This window comes from Corallococcus sp. AB018 (assembly GCF_003986945.1).
Lineage (GTDB): Bacteria > Myxococcota > Myxococcia > Myxococcales > Myxococcaceae > Corallococcus > Corallococcus exiguus.
In genome coordinates this window covers 24,098-41,103 of record NZ_RAWR01000033.1, presented here as the reverse complement: position 1 = coordinate 41,103, position 17,006 = coordinate 24,098, and the positions used below count along the sequence as shown (strand labels likewise).

The window sequence follows — 17,006 nt, the reverse complement described above, 5'->3', positions numbered from 1 at the left end:
GCTACTGCACGCGCGCGGGCTCCGCCTTCGGAGGGCCATAGGACAGGTTGCGCAGCAGCGTGGCCCCGGGCTTCACGTCGCCGCGGCGAACCGTGCACACCTCTCCCTCATCGCGTGCGTCCGCCGTGTCCGCCTGGAACCGGCCGGGGCACTCCTGGAGGATGACGTCCAGCGCGCGGCCGTCGCGGGTGCGGGAGAGGCAGGTGGCGCCGTCGGGAGCCCAGGCTGCTTCGAAGGACCCCTTCGCCGGGTCCCACTCCCTCGTGACTTCCGTCGCGCGCTCCAGCACGCCCATCCGGTCGTAGATGTCGATGGTGGTGTCCTGGCGCGTGTGGCTCCGGCCGTTGCCGCAGTAGTCCGCGCGGGCCAGCCGCGTGCACGCCTGGTGGAGGCCGGCCAGCGACTTCCCGTCCCGTGAGGCCCAGGGCGCGTAGCCCCAGAGGATGCACTTGGAGATGGCGCCGTTCTCACACGCGAAGGTGACCCGGTCCGCCGCGTCGGCGTGGGCGCCGCTCGCGTCCCACACGCCGCCCACCGCCAGCGCCCGAGGCGCGGGAGAGCGGTCCAGCGCGACGCAGGGGTTCTCCCATTCGCGCGCCACGGGGTTCCACGCTTCGATGCGGTAGAAGACGCGGGTGGGGTCGTCCGCCGCGGGCTCCGCGCCGCAGATGGCCACCTCCACGGGCTTGCCGTCGCTGGCGGTGCCCTGGAGCACGGTGCCCACCACGTCGCTCACCGTCGCCCGGGTCTCTGGTGGGGGGACCGCCCACAGCCGGCCATTTTCGAAGCGCAGGCCCGTCACCCCGTCCTCCGCCTGCCGGGGCGCGTCCAGCGCCACGGAGACGAGCACGCTGGTGCGCTCCTCTGTCTGCTTCTCCGGATCCCAGCCGCGCTTGGTTCCCCACAGCATCGTGCCCTGGGGCCGGGCGATGCGCTGGGCCGTCTGGGATTGGCACCGGCGCGCGTAACGCTCGGCGTCGGTCGGGCCGCTCACGGACCGGGCGGGCCCGGGCTTCGGGGCGGCAGCGGGCGGCGCGGCCTGTCCTTGCGCGGACAGGAGCAGGAACAGGCACACCGGCAGGGTTCGGAAGGGCGCGTTCATCGCTTCCGATGAGACCCCGGGTCATAAATCGATGCACGGAATCCGTCCGCCCCCCGCACGGCGCTGTCAGTCCCAGCCCCGCAGCTGGACCCGCACGCGCCGCAGCAGCAGGTCCCACTCCTGGCGCTTCAAGGTCGCCATCACGCGCCCGGTGACGATGGTGAGGCCCGTGAGCGTCATCACCAGGAAGCCGATGCGGTGGTCCCGCAAGCCCGCGTCGAGCAGGTTGGCCACCACGTCCAGGAGCAGGAACAACGTCCCCAGCGCCAGGTAGGCGCGGATGCGCAGGGCCATGCCCACGGCCACCCCCAGAAGACAGACAGCGCCGAAGACAATCGCATACGTGCCATCCTCGGACTGGCCCATGCTGGCCGTCAGCTTCGCCGCCGCGGGCACATAGAGCAGCAGTCCGCCCAGGATGCGCACCGCGTTGCGAGCCGCGTGCGGGAGGCTGGACGTGAAGAGCTGTCCCATCATCAGGAGCAGCAGCCCGAGCGGTGCCAGGTAGATCTCCAGCCCCTCCAGCCCGAACGCGAGCGCGGCGATGAGCAGCGCCAGGTTGCAGGCCGCCGCGGCGAATGCACCGAACATCCGGCTGCGCTCCACCGCGCCCAGCGCCGCGTACAGCAGGCCGGAGCCTCCCGCGAACAGGGCCGCATCGCCCGTCGCGTCGCGGGGGAGGATGAGCGCCACCGCGATGGGTAGCAGTGCCGCGAACCGCCGCGTCGCCTGCTCCACGGGACGCACGCCCGCCCTGCGCGCCAGCACCGTCACGCCCACGAGGACGAAGCCCAGCGACAGCGCGAAGAGGGCGTCATGCTCGGGGCGGAGTCCCTGCGCGTACAGCCCACGCACCAGCGCGTAGACGCCCACCACCGCCATTTGCACGAAGTAGACATGGCGGCCCGTGTGCTCGCGCCACGCGGCGTGCAGGGACACGCCCACGGCCAACCCGATGGCCGCCAGCGCCACGGGCAGCACGTCCTCGGAGGCCTGGCCTCCCACGGCGACGGCCGCGAGCAGCGCCGCGCTCGCCATCAGCCACAGGTCGCGGCCCCAGCCCATGCCTCCCGCGACGTCGCTCCGGCGGCGGGACGTCACGCGTCGAGCGACGTGGAGGGCCAGCGCGCTCCCCGCGGCGGCCAGCGCCAGCGTGTCGCCGGCCTTGGTGAAGAGCTCCAGGTACGTCGGTCTCTCCGGGTCGGGGCTCCATGCGAGGAACACCATCCCCATCGAGACGACGGCGCCTCCGACGACCATCGTCCCGAGCCCCGCGATGAACCCGGCGAGCGCCCCGCGCCACTGGAAGGCCGCCACGAGCAGCGCCGCCGACAGGAGCCCCAGCGTCAGGGGGAAGGCGAAGGACATCATCCATTGGCCCGCGAGCCCCGAGATCATCTCCAACACGAGGAGGGGCACCGCCATCGTCGATGAAGTGTGCCCTTCGACGGCCAGCGCATACACCGTGGCCGCGATGAAGTAGGGCATCACGGCCAGATGGGCACGCAGCCGCGTGCGGCCCCCGTCGTGGCCCCGCCGCTTCGCGATCCAGGGTGCGACGACCACCACCCCGAGCCCCAGCAGCGCCAGCGTGGGGCCCGGCCACGGTTCGAGGTGCGGCATCAGGTGGGCCAATGCATGGACGAGCAGCAGGAGTCCCAGGCCCACCACGCCGCGCCCACGTGCCCGCGCGCCGCCCACGAACAGCACTGCACCGGTAGCGAGGACGAGGTCCGCCGACAGCACGCCGGGCTGGAAGAAGGCCGCCACCGCCACGAGCACCACGGCGGTGAGCGTTTCCCGGCTCAGGGCATCGAGGAAGGGCCCCGAGGTGTCATCGGTGCGCAGGGACAGCAGCCGCCGGAAGAACGCACGGGCCGCGTCCATCCGGGCCACCGCGACCGCGAACACCGCGTAGACGAGCCCGGCCGCGGCGATACCGGCGAACGCCTGCTGCCACAGGAGGAACTCGCTGCTGCCCGGAGGCATCCAGGCCGCCGGGTGCAGCCAGTCCAGTGACGGGCTGACGCTGTCCACCGCCGTGGCGCGGATCCACTGCCCGTCGGGAGGCAGCAGGGCCACCAGCGGACTTCCAAGCAGCGACAGTTGCGCGGCCCAGAGCGCGGCGCCGGGAATCCCCAGCAGGAGTCCCCAATGCGCCAGGGCCCGCGAGCGGAACGAGGCCGCGAGCAGGACCGTGAGCAGCGCCGGCCCCAGCACCAGGAGCGGCGGCACCAGGCCCAGCGCGCGTGACGGAGCCGGCAGTCCCACGACGAGCGCGGACTTCAGGAGCAGCACGGCCAGCACGGCCACGCCCAGGTGCGGCACCGCGTGGTACAGCGGCCCGTGCTTGGGTCTCTCCAGACGCTGGGCCACCCACGGCCCCACGCGCCGCAAGCCCAGCGCCAGGAACCACAGCGCGATGCCGATGAGCGGCAGGCGCCACGCGCTCACGTCGGGCGGAAGCGGCCGGCCCGCGCGATTGACGGCCCCGGTGAGCGCGATGAACCCGCCGCTCAGGGCGAGCGTCACCACCGAACCCCGCAGCTGGAACGCCACGAAGCCACGCGACACGAACGCCAGGAGCGCGCCAGCCGTGAGCAGTACGCCCGCGAGCAGGGCCACCGGACGCTCGGCGCTGTCTGGCAGGGCGATCCAGTTGACGAGCGTGATGACCGCGAGCACCGCCTGCACGAGCGCCGCGCCCGCGAAGCCATCCGTGAACAGCGGCCGTCCCCGCGCACCGAAAGGCAGCGGGAAGACGTCCAGCAGCCGCCGGCCCTTCATCTTGTCGAGACCCTGGCCGCGAAGCATCGCGAACAGCGCGAAGCCGAAGCCCAGGCCCGCCGCCACGAGCGCGGCCCGCGCCGAGGTGAAGTCGGAGACCGTGCCCAGGCCCTGCGACACCGTGAGCGCGAGCCCCATGGCCGCCAGGAAGCCGACGAGCCGGCTGCCATCGCGCCGGACGCGCAGCAGCAGCACCACCGTGGCCACCGCCGTGGGCACGCAGGCAAGCACCGTCGAGAAGGGCACCGCGACACCCGAGAGCGCACCCGGCAACACGGGCGCGACCCCCAGCGCCCGAGCCACCCCGAGCGCGGCGATGACAAGAGACAGGTCCTCCAGGGGCCGGAACGCGTCCCGCAGACCCTGACGCTCCATCCACGCGGACTGCGCGAGCCCAGCCAGTCCATAGAGCACCGCCGCGAGCGCGAAGACGCCCAGGTCCGCCGCACTGGACGCGAGCCACGGAGTCCCGTCCACGGCCGAGCGAGCCCCGAAGAGCAACGCGACACCGCCCAGGTAGTGGAGGCCCCGCCACCGCCACCGCCCCGCGAAGTGGGCCGCGAACGCGATGACCGCACCCGTGTACGCCTGGGGCCAGGGCGCGTTCGTCCCCTGCGTCCACGCCAGCACGGAGAACGCGGGCATCGTCGCCAGCGAGACGACGACACCCCACGCGAGCATCCGGTTGCGCACGACAGCGGAGAACGTCACGCGCGCCAGGAGAATCAACCCGGCCGCCACCGCCGCGACGCCGAAGCACCACCACGCCGGAACGTCCGGTGCTTGCACGCGCGCGACCAACGCCCCCGCGAGCAGCGCCGCCATGACGGCCGGATGCACCAGGGCCCGCCGGCGGAACTCCAACAAGAAGAAGACGAGCGCGGCCAGCACGGGCGCGCAGACGGATGCCGTATCCACCCAGGTGTCCTCGCCCGGGAAGACCGAGAAGGCGCCGAGCGCCCCCGCGAGCGCGCCGCTGGCGACCACCGCGTGCGCCAGCGTTTCGGACACCGGGGCCGCGCGGGGATGGGCCGCCCGGACGGCCTCCGAGGACGCTCCCGCCGCCACCACCGCGCCCAGCGCCACCGCCCACAGCACGAGCCCCGCGAACAGGGGCGCCCCCGGCTCCAGCGCATCGAACCCGGAGGGGCCGCTCGCCACGCAGAAGACCGCCAGCCAGAGCGCGCCGTACAGCGCCGCACCCACCCCGGCGAACGAAGCCGTGCCCGCACGCGCCCGCCACACCGAGGCCCCCAGCGCCACCACGCCCGCGAACGCGCACAGCGTACGCAGCCAGGGCGCGTCGCCCCAACCCATCAGCGGGAGCCCCGCCAGGAGCGACGGGAACAGCGCCACCGCGAAGGACGTGGCGGAAGCCCCGCGCCACAGCCGTCCCGCTGCCCGCAGCGGAAGGAGCGCGACGGCCGCGACACCGAACGCGGCGGGAACGCCCACCGCGGGCATCAGCGCCACCAGGGCCGACAGCGCGATGAACACCACCGGCAGCAGTGCGAGCCCGATGCCCGCGAGCACGCGCCCCGCGGACCGAGAGCGCCGCGCCAGGAACGCACCCAGCCCGATGAAGGCCGCGTGGTAGCCCAGCAGCGCGCCCGTAACGATGAGCTGCCGGGGCACTCCACCCAGCGCCCGCCACGCCTCGCGGACGCCCATGAGCGAGCCGCCCAGCACGAGCACCGCGCCGAGGAACCACCAGATGTACTCGTTGAGGCGGGGAGGGTTGTCGCCCTCGTCGAGCGCGATGACCGCCTCCAGCCCGCTGCCGCCCAGTGAGTCCAGGTGCCCCCGGCCGAACAACGCCTGGCCGGACCCCAACGCCGAACCCATGTCCTCCTCGCTGGAGGACTCGCCGTCATCTTGCGTCACCACCCGCCGCCGCGCCGCCTGCTCCCGCTCCGCCCGCGCCGTCTCATCCAGCGAGCTTGCGAGCGAGGCCAACCACCCCGGACGCCACCCGCCCGCGCGACGCAGCGAACCGGCCACGTCATCCGCCCAGGCCTCCACGCGCGCCGCGGAGTCGAGCGCCGGTTCCACCGGAACCGGAACCACCACGGCCTCGAGCGCGGGCACCTCCGGAACGCTCGCGACCGCTTCAACAGGCGCCGCGAGCGAGGCCTCCAGCCGGTCCGCCGTGGCTGGATCCACCAACCCGTCGAAGCGCCAGTGCTCGATGCGCCGTCGCATCCGCGCCAGCACGAAGTCATCCAGGTGCCGCCCGGCGGCGGGCACGAGGGCGGCACCGCACTCCGGGCACAGAGGCCCGGAGTCCGGCGCACGCGGTTCCGTACAGGCAAGACAGAGCATGTGCGTCAGCATACCGGACCGCCTCCACCCGGAGTGCCGTCCCTGGAGACACTGTCACTTCAGGGAGCCCGGCCATGGCCTCCACGGCCGGGCTCCCCCCACGCCGGGCCTACAGACCGTCGTGGTAGCACCAGCCGGTGGTGCGGTCGTAGCCGCCACCGGACAGCGGGTAGTTGATGAAGCCCAGCTCCTCGCCCGGACCGCACTCCGACCGGGCGCGGGTGTAGGGCTGGCACTTCGTCTGGCCGTTCAGGCTGACGCACGCGCCGCGCGCCCCTTCCGTGCCGCAGAACTCGGCGTAGGTCTTGGTGCACGTCTCACCAATCAGGGCGGGGTCGAAGTCGAAGCCGAGGGGCTCCAGGACCGACTGCTCGATGCACGTGCCGTAGACGCCGCAGACCGTCCCCGTGGGGCAGCCGGGGACCGCCGCCATCGGGTCGCACGTCTTCAGGCACTGCCGGTCATCCGTGAACAGGTCGGAGCACGCGAAGCCCTGCGCGCAGTCCGTCGTCGCCGGGTGGTTGGCGTCCGCCGCGGGCGTGCGCGTGCAGGCCGCGCCCTGCGTGCCCGTGCCCTGCGACTTCTCCAGCGTGCCGTCATCCGCGAAGTAGTTGTCCGCCACGCAGGTGTGACCCGGCACGTTCGCCGTCCACGAGCCCTCGCGCGGGTCGCAGCCCATGGGACGCAGGGTGTTCCAGGTCGCGAAGCGGATCCACTTGCACTCGCCACCCGGGACCACCGCGCTGCCCTTGTAGGGCGCGCTGAGCGGCGCCGCGTTCACCGACTCGCGCAGTGTCACGTTGTAGAGCACGCCCACCGACTGCTGCGGCGACACCTTGAGCGCCAGCAGCAGGGCGCCGGTGTCCGCCACGAACAGCTTCTGGCCCGTCGTGCCCGCGTCCTGGTAGCCCCAGACGCACTGCTCGCAGGTGAAGGTGTTGGCGCCACCGGCCGCCAGGTCATGCACGCCCGTCGCCGTGTTCACGTCCAGCCGGACGAACGCCGTGTCCTTCAGCGCCGGGTCTCCCAGGCCGTTGAACGTGCCCTGATAGGTCGGCTGTCCGCCGTACATCACCGGCGTCAGCTGGACGCCGTTCGACAGCGCGCCCATGGTGATCTCGCTACACCCCGCGGGTGGGGTGAGCTCATGCGCCTGCGCTTCCAGGACCTTCGCCTGCTCTTCCTGGGCGGGGGCTTGCTCCTGCGGCTGAGGCTCCACGGCACAGCCCGTCAGCGCCAAAGAAAGCACCGCGCTCCAACGCCACGCACGAAACCCGAGGCTTCGAGTCGTCATTGTCATTCTCTTGGATGGTGGTTCAGGCTGTCAGGGGGGGAGACAGCCGATCCGGGGAACCCGGATGCGCTATTGATTACGTGAGGGTGTCTTGAATTGACAGTTTAATTCGACATTGCGGCGCGACTGTTGTTGTCGTGAAATCCGTTGCGTATGGGATGGAATCACCCTTCAGGAGTTTCACTCCTGGAGTGTCTCCGGTCTCGATGGGTACGAATGTGAAACGAATCAATTGCAGTGGCGGCATCGGGTGCCGCCATTTCACGTACCATCGGGGTCTGACACTCGCGGTGCTAGGGCTTCTTGTTGCGCTCCCGCAACGCCTTGCACGGGTCGTCCTCCGGCATGGCTGGCGTGAACCACACGTAGTCGTAGGGCAGGGTGGTGGCGCCAACGACAGCCGCGTAGTCCTGGGGGTTCAGTGCCTCCGGTGACACCTCCAGCAGCGCCACGCTCAGCACGGTGACGTCCTTCACGCGGCGCTCCAGGTGCGCGGGGACGCCCCGGTCGTTCCGGACGTGGCCGTTGCCGGTGATGAGGACCGCGCCGTCCGCGGGCACGGTCTCCAGCAGCCGGTCCGCCATCATCGCGTCGCGCGCCCGCTGTGCCAGCGCCATGGGCTCCAGCATCTCCTGGGGAAGCTGTCCGCAGTGCGAGCGGTCCAACTCCTCACGCACTGCCTTCGCCTCCGCTTCGGGCACGGGCGCCTCCAGCCCCAGGCGCGAGCGCAGGTCGGAAGGAAGCGCCTCTGGCCCCTTCATCACCAGCTCCCGCACCTGTGCGCGGGGCAGGTTGGCGGCGACGATGGGCAGGTGCGCCTGGAGGCCCACGGCGAACACCGGCGCGTAGAGGCTGAAGGCGGGCCAGCCGCTGCGCTCCCAGCCCACCGCCTTCGCCAGTCCCTCCACGTCCTCCGGCCAGGCCTTCAGCGCCGCGTCCACGGCGGGCTGCTGCGTGACGTCCAGCATCTCGAAGGCGAGCGCGGGACGCTGGCCGGAGTCCGTCCTCGCGCGCACCAGCTCCGCCTGGAGCCGGTGATGATCCGGGTGGTCATGCCGTTCGCCCAGGAGCACGAAGCGCGCGGGCACCACGGCCGCGCGCAGGGCGCTCTCGTCCACGAAGCGGCCTCCCGCCACGTCCCAGATGCGTCCCACCAGCGGGTGGTCCCGGTACAGCGTCGTGGCCCACTCCCGCGCGGGAGGAGGGGACGGCTGCTGCCTGCTGGCGCAACCCAGGGACAGCGCGAGGACGAGGCCGAAGGGAATTCGCGTCATCCCGCCATCTCACCCAGACCGCGCGGGGATTGCCCGTCTGAAAACGGCGGGGCCCCTGCTCCCGGACACTGCGTCCGGGGAGCCCACCGGCGGCGGCCCGCCTGCCCCCATGGAGAAGGGGTGGGCAGGTTCGAGGCCCCTCGGCTGAGAGGCCCTGCTTGGTAGGCGACGGAAAGGGCCGTCTGGCGGACTCCGGCGTTGAAGTGGGGAGACCGGCTGGCTACGTCCACCTCAGGTCCCCTCGTCCACGCGTCCCGCACTCCTCGAGCCTCCCCTGAGCCGTCCGACGAACGAACAGAGCGCGCCGCAGACGGCCGGAGCCGCAGGGGCCGCGCCGCGTCCCGAAGGATGGCTGGAGTCGTTGCGCGGCGGCAGCGTGATGGGCCAGCTCATCCTGGAGCGGGACTGGTCCGGGACGCCGCTGGGGCCCATCGCGTCATGGCCGCCGACACTGCGCACCCTGGTGAGCATGTGCCTGACGACGCGCTTCCCCATGTTCATCTACTGGGGGCCGGAGCGCGTGCAGCTCTACAACGACGCGGGCATTCCCATCATGGGCGCCAAGCATCCGGACCATGCACTGGGGCCGCTGCGCGAGGTCTTCCCGGAGCTGTGGCACCCGCTTGGCAGCATGTTCGACGAGCTGGAGCGCACCCGGCAGGCGAACTGGGCTGAGAGCCAGTCGCTGCCCATCCAACGGGGTGGTTTCGCCGAGGAGGCCTACTTCACCTGGTCCTACACCCCGGTGCTGGATGACGACGGCAAGGTGGTGGGCTTCTACACGCCGGCCCTGGAGACGACGGGGCAGGTCCTGGGGCAGCGGCGTTTGCGCACGCTGCACCTCCTCACCCAGCGCACAGGCGGCGCGAGCTCCGTGGAGGAGGCGTGCCGGGCCGGCCTGGACGCCCTGGGGGAGAACCCCGCCGACCTGCCCTTCACGTGGCTCTACGTCACGGACGCGGACGGGGCACGGGCCTCGCTCGTGGGCTCCACCGGCATGGGTGCCCGGAGCGCGGCGGTGCCCGCGCACTTCGACCTGCGCGCGCCGGAGGCTGGAGGGCCCGCGGGCGGGCTCCTGGCTCCGGTGGCGGGCACGCGCCAGGCCTGGCGGGTGGGCGACGTGAATGGGTGGCTTGGCGCACCGCTGCCGTCGGAGGTCGCGGAGCCGCCCCGGCCCGCCCTGGTGCTGCCGCTGCCGCACGCGGAAGGGGACCGGGACCTGGGCTTCCTGGTGGTGGGCCTGAGCCCCTTCCTGAACCCCGAGGGGGAGTACCGGGGCTTCCTCGAGCTGGTGGCGGGGTCGCTGGCCACGGCCGCCTCCAGCGCGCGTTCGCGGCAGGAGGCCGTGGAGCGGATGGAGCGGCTCGCGGCGCTGGACCGGGCCAAGACGGCCTTCTTCAGCAACGTGAGCCACGAGTTCCGCACGCCCCTGACGCTGATGCTCGGGCCCGTGGAGGACGCGCTGTCGGATCCGACGGAGCCGCTGGCCCCGCGTCTGGCGGAGCGGCTGTCCATGGTGCAGCGCAATGCCACCCGGCTGCTCAAGCTGGTCAACACGCTGCTCGACTTCACCCGAGCGGAGGCCGGACGCGTGCGCGCGGCCTTCCAGCCCACGGACCTGTCCGCCTTCACCGCGGAGCTGGTGAGCCAGTTCGAGTCCATCGCGAAGCGAGCCCAGCTCACCCTCACGCTCGACCTGCCGCCGCTGACAGAGCCCGTCTGGGTGGACCGCGAGATGTGGGAGAAGATTGTCTTCAACCTGCTCTCCAACGCGATGAAGTTCACGTTCGAGGGAGGCGTCCACGTCCGGCTGCACATTGAGGACGGCCAGGCGCGGCTGACGGTCCGGGACACCGGCAGCGGCATCCCGGAGGCGGAGCTGCCGCACATCTTCGAGCGCTTCCACCGCGTGGAGAACGCCCGTTCGCGCAGCCACGAGGGCAGCGGCATTGGCCTGAGCCTGGTGCAGGAGCTGACGAAGCTGCACGGAGGCACCGTGGACGTGACGAGCACACTGGGGCAGGGCACGACCTTCTGTGTCGCGGTGCCCCTGGGTAACAGTCACCTGCCGCGCGAGCAGCTCGTCCCCGAGGGAAGAGGTCCCGCGCACTCCGTCGAGCGGAGCGCGTCCGCCTACGTCGAGGAGATCCACGGATGGCTGGCGCCGACGGGCCCGGAGGATGGGGCGCGAACTTCGGAAGGAGTGAGGGCCACTCCGCTGCTGCCACCCATGTCCGCGAGGGTGCTGGTGGTGGACGACAACGCGGACCTGCGCAAATACATCACGGGGCTTTTGGACGCGTCGGTGACGGTGGAGACAGCGGAGGACGGCTACGCCGCGCTCCAGGCCATCCGCGCGCGCCCGCCCGACCTGGTGTTGAGCGACGTGATGATGCCGCGCCTGGGCGGCTTCGGCCTGCTGCGCGAGATGCGCGCGGATCCCCGGCTGCGGGCCATCCCCTTCGTCCTCTTGTCAGCGCGCGCGGGCGAGGAGGCTTCGGTGGAGGGCCTGGAGGCGGGCGCGGATGACTACCTGGTGAAGCCCTTCTCCGCGCGCGAGCTGGCGGCGCGGGTGCGCACGCAGCTGGAGATGGCGCGGGTGCGCAGGGAGGTGGCGGAGCTGTCGTCGCGCGAGGCGGTGTTGCAGGACGCGGTCCGAGCGCGGGACGAATTCCTGTCGGTGGTGAGCCACGAATTGAAGACGCCGCTGGCGGGCTTCCGGCTCCAGTTGGATCTCATCGAGCGGGGCCTGGGGCCGGACGCGCACGCCCGGTTGGGAGAGCGGCTCCTGTTCACGCGGAGGCAGGTGCACCGCCTGGCCACGGTGGTGGAGACGCTGCTCGATATGTCTTTGCTGTCCTCGGGGCCGGTGCACCTGAAGGTGGAAGACATGGACCTCGCCGCGTTGGTGACGGAGGAGGTGGCCCTGGCGCGGGAGGAGCTGTGCCGCGAGGGCTGCGAGGTGACGGTGCGAGTCGCGGGCCCGGTGCGGGGCCGCTTCGACAGGGCGCGCCTGGAGCAGGTGGTGCAGGGCCTGCTGTCCAACGCGTTGAAGTACGGACCGGGCAAGCCGGTGGAGGTGCACGTGGAGCACGTGGGCCCGAGCGCGCGCCTGACGGTGGTGGACCACGGCATGGGCGTGCGCCCCGAGGACCGGGAGCGCATCTGGCAGCGCTTCGAGCGCGCGGTGTCCGTGCGCAACTTCGGAGGCCTGGGCCTGGGCTTGTGGATCGCCCGCCAGGTGGTGGATGCCCACGGCGGCACCGTCGGCCTGTCCGAGACGCCAGGGGGCGGCGCCACCTTCACGGTGTCACTGCCCCTGGCGGGACCGCAGGCCTGACGGGTTGCTACTTCTTTTCGGGCGCGAACGAGTTGATCGTCAACCAGCCGGAACAGGCGACGAGCCTGCGAGGGCCGTACTCACCCGTACACGCACGAAAGGAGATTACAGGTTTGTTGGGATAGTTCCGCTCGCAAGACTTGGAGGTTCCCGCGCCATTGGGATTCCAGCACTGCGTATTGCTTCCCGTGTTGTGGTTGATGATGTCCGCCACGGCGGAGTGACCATCCGCCAAAGTGTCGTGGACCGTGAAGGTGTCGGTGGCGGGGGTGTAGGTCACGGTCACGCCAGAGACAAGATTGGTCTGCACCGCGCTCTGGGAGACATTGCCTTCCGACCCGGCCTGCGGCTCCTGGGTTTCGCCCTCCTCGGGCATCCCACCACAGCCGAACAACAATCCACCCACCACCAAGGCCAGCGCAGGAATCGAACGGGTCATCGGTTTCCCCTGAGTCTGTGAATGCGTGAGCGCATCCATAGATAGAAGGGATAGTTTTGTTTTACTGCTATGTCAAACTGGTCACGAATTCCTTCTTTAGGTATATATTTGTGGCGCCCTTGAAGCGACAAGGCCCGCACTCCTCGTGAGAGGGGAGGCGGGCCTTGGGTGTCAGGCATTGACGGTCCAGACGGCTACTTGGAATCCACCACCAGCACCATCCACCGGTCGGTGGCGTGGTCGATGCGCAGGTTGGCGGCACCGGCCTCCTGGAGCTGCTGCACGATGCGCTCCAGGAACTGGAGCTGCTCCGCGGACGCGTCCACGAACACGTTGCGCGCGCCCGGGCCCTTCGCCTTCGGCTTCTTCGCCGGCACCGCACCCGCGTGCAGCTCCGGCGTCGCCGCGGCCTTCAGCAGCGTCCCCGCGTCCTCCGCCGTCACCTCGGCCCGCTCGTCCTGCACTTCCACGTCCTGCTCCTCCTTGGGGGCGGCGACCGGAGCGGCGGGCTGCGAGGACAGCTCCTTCTTCGCCTGTTCGCGCAGCTCGTTGAACGTGCGCAGGTTGATGGTCGCGCCGAAGCGGTCCTTGAAGCTCTCCAGGGCGTCCTGGCGGCTCAGGTCGGGCTGGTTGCGGAAGAGGTCGAGCAGGAACGCGTGACGCTCCTGCGACTGCTCCTGTGAAGTCCTGGGCATGGTGTCGGGCTCCGGCGGTGTGGCCGCTCGTAAAAGGCGGCGCACCTATACCCGAGCCTCCCCCCGGAACGAAAGTCAGGGGGCTCCTACCGCCCGCGCGGGCCCGGACGCGGCGTGCGGCCCCCACCCCGAGGCCCGGACGGACGTGGCTGCGCCGGCCGGGGCCACGCGTTCGTCGCCAGGCCCTCCCCGGCTTCCGCGTTCTCCGAGGCGCGCCGCAGGCGCGAGGCCTCCGCGGCGGACTCCGGCGGCACCAGCGCCTTGGGGCCCCGTCCAATCAGGTCCTCGCGCCCGGCCAGCTTCAGCGCCTCGCGCGCCAGCGGCCAGTGCTCCGGGTTCCAGTAGAGCAAGAGCGCCTTCTGCAGCCGCTTCTCGCGCAGGCCCTTGGCCGTGTACACGGGCTCCATCTTCAGCGGGTCCAGGCCCGTGTAATACATGGCCGTGGCCACCGACATGGGCGTGGGGATGAAGTCCTGCACCTGGCGGGGCCGCTTGCCCTTCTCCTTCAGCCACTGCGCCAGCATCACCATGTCCTCCAGCGTGGAGCCGGGGTGGCCGCTGATGAAGTAGGCGATGTCGTATTGCTCCTTGCCCGCGTCCTCGCTGGCGCACGCGAACATGTTCTGGAAGCGCTCGAAGCTCTCGATGCCGGGCTTCTTCATCTTCTCCAGCACGCGCGGCGACACGTGCTCCGGCGCCACGGACAGCTGGCCGCCCACGTGGTGCGCCGCCAGCTCCTTCACGTACTCCGGCGAGCGCTCCGCCAGGTCGTACCGCACGCCGCTCGCGATGAAGACGTGCTTGATGCCCGGCTCCTCGCGCACCTGCTTCATCAGCGAGATGAGCGGCCCGTGGTCCGTCTGGAGGTTCTCGCACACGCCCGGGTGCACGCAGGACAGCTTGCGGCAGCGGCTCTCGATGTCCTCGCTCTTGCACTTGAGCTTGTACATGTTCGCCGTGGGCCCACCCAGGTCCGTGATCGTCCCCCGGAAGTCCCCCATGCGCCGCACCTCGCGCACCTCGCGCAGCACGCTCTGCGCGGAGCGGCTCTGGATGACGCGCCCCTCGTGCTCCGTGATGGAGCAGAAGGTGCAGCCGCCAAAGCACCCGCGCATCAGCACCACCGAGTGCTTCACCGTCTCGTAGGCGGGGATGGGCTCCTTGTACATGGGGTGCGGCACGCGGTTGAGCTTCAGGTCATACAGCTCGTCCATGGCCACCGTGGCCGTGTCCCCGGGCTTCTGTCCGGCGCCGTCCTCCAGCGGCCGGGCGGGCGGGTTCATGTAGATGGCGCGGTTGCCGTGGCGCTGCGCGATGGCGCGCGCGTTGCCGGGGTTGGTCTCCATCTGGAAGTCCCGGCTCATCACCGCGAACGCGCGCGTGTCCGCCACCACCTCTTCGTACGACGGCAGCACCACCACCTTGTCGCGGTCCGCCGCGCGCTTCGCCGGGTCCGCCTCCAGGGCCTTCATCGCCGCGTCGTTGATGAGGTGCGCGGTGCCCCGGATGTCCTTCAGGTCCTCGATGCGCTCGCCCCGGTTGAGCCGGTCGGCGATCTCCCAGATGGGCCGCTCGCCCATGCCGAACACCAGCAGGTCCGCCTTGGCGTCGAAGAGAATGGAGCGGCGCACCTTCTCGCTCCAGTAGTCGAAGTGCGCGATGCGCCGCAGGCTGGCCTCGATGCCGCCCAGCACGACGGGCACGTCCGGGAAGGCCTCCCGGCAGCGCTGCGCGTAGACGATGGAGGCCCGGTCCGGCCGGCAGTTGGTGCGCCCGCCCGGGCTGTACTGGTCCTCCGAGCGGTTCTTCTTCTGGGCCGTCAGCCGGTTGAGCATCGAGTCCAGGTTGCCCGCCGCCACCCCGAAGAAGAGCCGGGGCGCCCCCAGCGCCTTGAAGGGCTCCGCCGAGTGCCAGTCCGGCTGGGGGATGATGCCCACCTTGAACCCCCGCCCCTCCAGGAAGCGCGCGATGAGCACCGGCCCGAAGGCCGGGTGGTCCACGTAGGCGTCGCCGCTCACGATGATGATGTCGCACTGCTCCCACCCCCGGGCCTGCATGTCGGCGCGAGTGACGGGGAGGAACGGGTGGGCGTAACGCGGAGTGATGGAGGCCATGGGCTTGGTTCCCCTCAACAGCGGGGGGGCCCAACCAACCCCATCAGGGCGGGCGCTGTCCACTGCGACGGCCGCCTGCCCTCCTGTGCCCCGAGGGACCGGCAACCCGTCAGGTCGTCCAAACCCAGACACGGAGTGCGCCGTTTCTCGACTCCTCGCAAAGACAGACAGCAGGGTCATTGGGGCTCCAACGTGGTGTCTATGTATACCTGGACCCGGGTACAAGATTGCCCGTATTGCTAGAAAATTCCGTTTATGGCAGAGAATGGGACGCGGGCCTGGCTGTCATTGTCTGGCATCAGGCCCGCTCCCCCCATCCCGGCACCGCCCTTCTCATTGGAGAGAGTCATGTCCTTGCGCCGTCCTCTGTCGTTCTTCGCCTCCCTGCTGATGCTGAGTGGCTGTGGTACCGAAACCCTGGAGGAGGGCGTGGCACCGGGCCAGTCCAAGGCCGCGCTGCACACGGGCATCGACCTGGCGGTGTCCGGGCTGGGGGTGACGTGTGACGACGGCCAGGTGGCGACGGTGACGGGCTTCATCGTCAACGAGGCTCCGACGGGCATCGACCCGTCGGTGGCGGGCATCTACGCGGGGGACCCGGCCGAGGGCGGCACGCTGCTGGCGACGGTGAACGTGCCCTGGCTGGTGGGCAAGGAGCGCTACGCGTTCGAGACGGCGGTGCAGATCCCGGAGGGCGCACAGAAGCTGTTCGTGGTCGCGGACGCGTTCAACTTCTTCCCGGAGGACAGCGAGGAGAACAACACGGCGACGCTGACGCTGGCGGCGGGCGGCGGCTGTCTGGTGAACCAGGCGCCGGTGGCGCTCTGCAAGAACGTGACGGTGTCGGCCAACGCGTCGTGCTCGGCGGCGGCGTCCATCGACAATGGCTCGTATGATCCGGATGGCTTCCCGCAGCCGCTGAGCATCACGGCCAGCCCGGCGGGCCAGTACCCGGTGGGGACGACGCCGGTGACGCTCACGGTGTCGGACGGGATGGACTCGGCCACGTGCAGCGCGACGGTGACGGTGGTGGACGCGACGGCGCCGGTGGCCGGGGCGAGCAAGAACCTGGTGCTGGCCCGCACCCCGGGCGCGGACTACAAGACGGTGACGCTGGCGGACTGCGCGCAGCCGGCGGCGGACACCTGCGGCGGGACGCTGGACCTGCAGCAGTCGGCCTCCATCATCCGCGTGGAGTCGGATGAGTCCGAGGACGCGCTGTTCAGCCTGGCCCTCTTCAAGTGCCAGGACATCAAGCTGAGCGCGGACCGCAAGTCCGCGCAGCTGCGCGCGGAGTCCAGCCTGCTGGGCAACGGCCGCGTCTACACGATGGTGTACTCGGTGGCGGACGCGTCCGGCAACGCGACCATCGGCACCTGCAAGGTGAAGGTGCCCAGCCCCCTGGGCATCCTCTCCGTGGGCCTGGGGCCCAACTACTGCCAGGGCGAGGGTTGCCCGGCGGGCACCGGCAACGGGCTGCTCTGCCCGCTGCTGTAGTCCCCGCGGAGGTCCAAGGCGGTGAATGACGGCCCGGGTCCGCGAGTGTGCGCGGCCCGGGCCGTCGTGCGTGAAGGGGAGGGCTTCACCGACGGTGCAGGCGTGCGAGGGAGCCCGCGCGCGCGTTGACGCAGATCGACGC

Annotated in this window: 9 protein-coding genes; 2 read left to right on the top strand and 7 right to left on the bottom strand. The window is 71.0% G+C overall.

The window, feature by feature from the left end:
* Position 1: 1 nt before the first annotated feature.
* From D7Y11_RS09750 to D7Y11_RS09735, 4 genes are all read right to left on the bottom strand, one after another.
* Entirely contained in the window at positions 2-1,102 is a 1,101-nt protein-coding gene (locus D7Y11_RS09750; RefSeq protein ID WP_121751955.1) for an ADYC domain-containing protein, read from the bottom strand.
* Between the two features lie 66 nt (positions 1,103-1,168).
* Entirely contained in the window at positions 1,169-6,136 is a 4,968-nt protein-coding gene (locus tag D7Y11_RS09745; RefSeq protein ID WP_233607251.1) for a hypothetical protein, read from the bottom strand.
* A gap of 184 nt (positions 6,137-6,320) precedes the next feature.
* Complete coding sequence (locus tag D7Y11_RS09740) at positions 6,321-7,505, bottom strand: hypothetical protein (RefSeq protein WP_217275907.1); 1,185 nt, start codon at positions 7,503-7,505, stop codon at positions 6,321-6,323.
* 293 nt (positions 7,506-7,798) lie between these two features.
* The gene (locus D7Y11_RS09735) at positions 7,799-8,779 is read right to left on the bottom strand and encodes a ChaN family lipoprotein (protein WP_126933548.1); all 981 of its coding nucleotides are present in this window, start codon (positions 8,777-8,779) and stop codon (positions 7,799-7,801) included.
* 361 nt (positions 8,780-9,140) lie between these two features.
* Between D7Y11_RS09735 and D7Y11_RS09730 the strand changes: the two genes are divergently transcribed.
* Entirely contained in the window at positions 9,141-12,119 is a 2,979-nt protein-coding gene (locus D7Y11_RS09730; RefSeq protein WP_199753709.1) for an ATP-binding protein, read from the top strand.
* Between the two features lie 7 nt (positions 12,120-12,126).
* On the opposite strand, the gene D7Y11_RS09725 is transcribed toward D7Y11_RS09730, so the two are convergent.
* From D7Y11_RS09725 to D7Y11_RS09715, 3 genes are all read right to left on the bottom strand, one after another.
* Complete coding sequence (locus D7Y11_RS09725; RefSeq protein ID WP_126933547.1) at positions 12,127-12,558, bottom strand: hypothetical protein; 432 nt, start codon at positions 12,556-12,558, stop codon at positions 12,127-12,129.
* 194 nt (positions 12,559-12,752) lie between these two features.
* Complete coding sequence (locus D7Y11_RS09720; RefSeq protein WP_120577814.1) at positions 12,753-13,253, bottom strand: hypothetical protein; 501 nt, start codon at positions 13,251-13,253, stop codon at positions 12,753-12,755.
* 86 nt (positions 13,254-13,339) lie between these two features.
* Positions 13,340-15,367 (bottom strand): YgiQ family radical SAM protein, encoded by a 2,028-nt coding sequence (locus D7Y11_RS09715; protein WP_120577813.1) that lies wholly within the window; start codon positions 15,365-15,367, stop codon positions 13,340-13,342.
* Positions 15,368-15,715: 348 nt separating this feature from the next.
* On the opposite strand from D7Y11_RS09715, the gene D7Y11_RS09710 reads away from it, so the two are divergent.
* Positions 15,716-16,864 carry a hypothetical protein gene (locus tag D7Y11_RS09710; protein ID WP_120578774.1) on the top strand — a complete coding sequence of 383 codons (1,149 nt, stop codon included), beginning with the start codon at positions 15,716-15,718 and terminating at the stop codon, positions 16,862-16,864.
* Positions 16,865-17,006 lie beyond the last annotated feature (142 nt).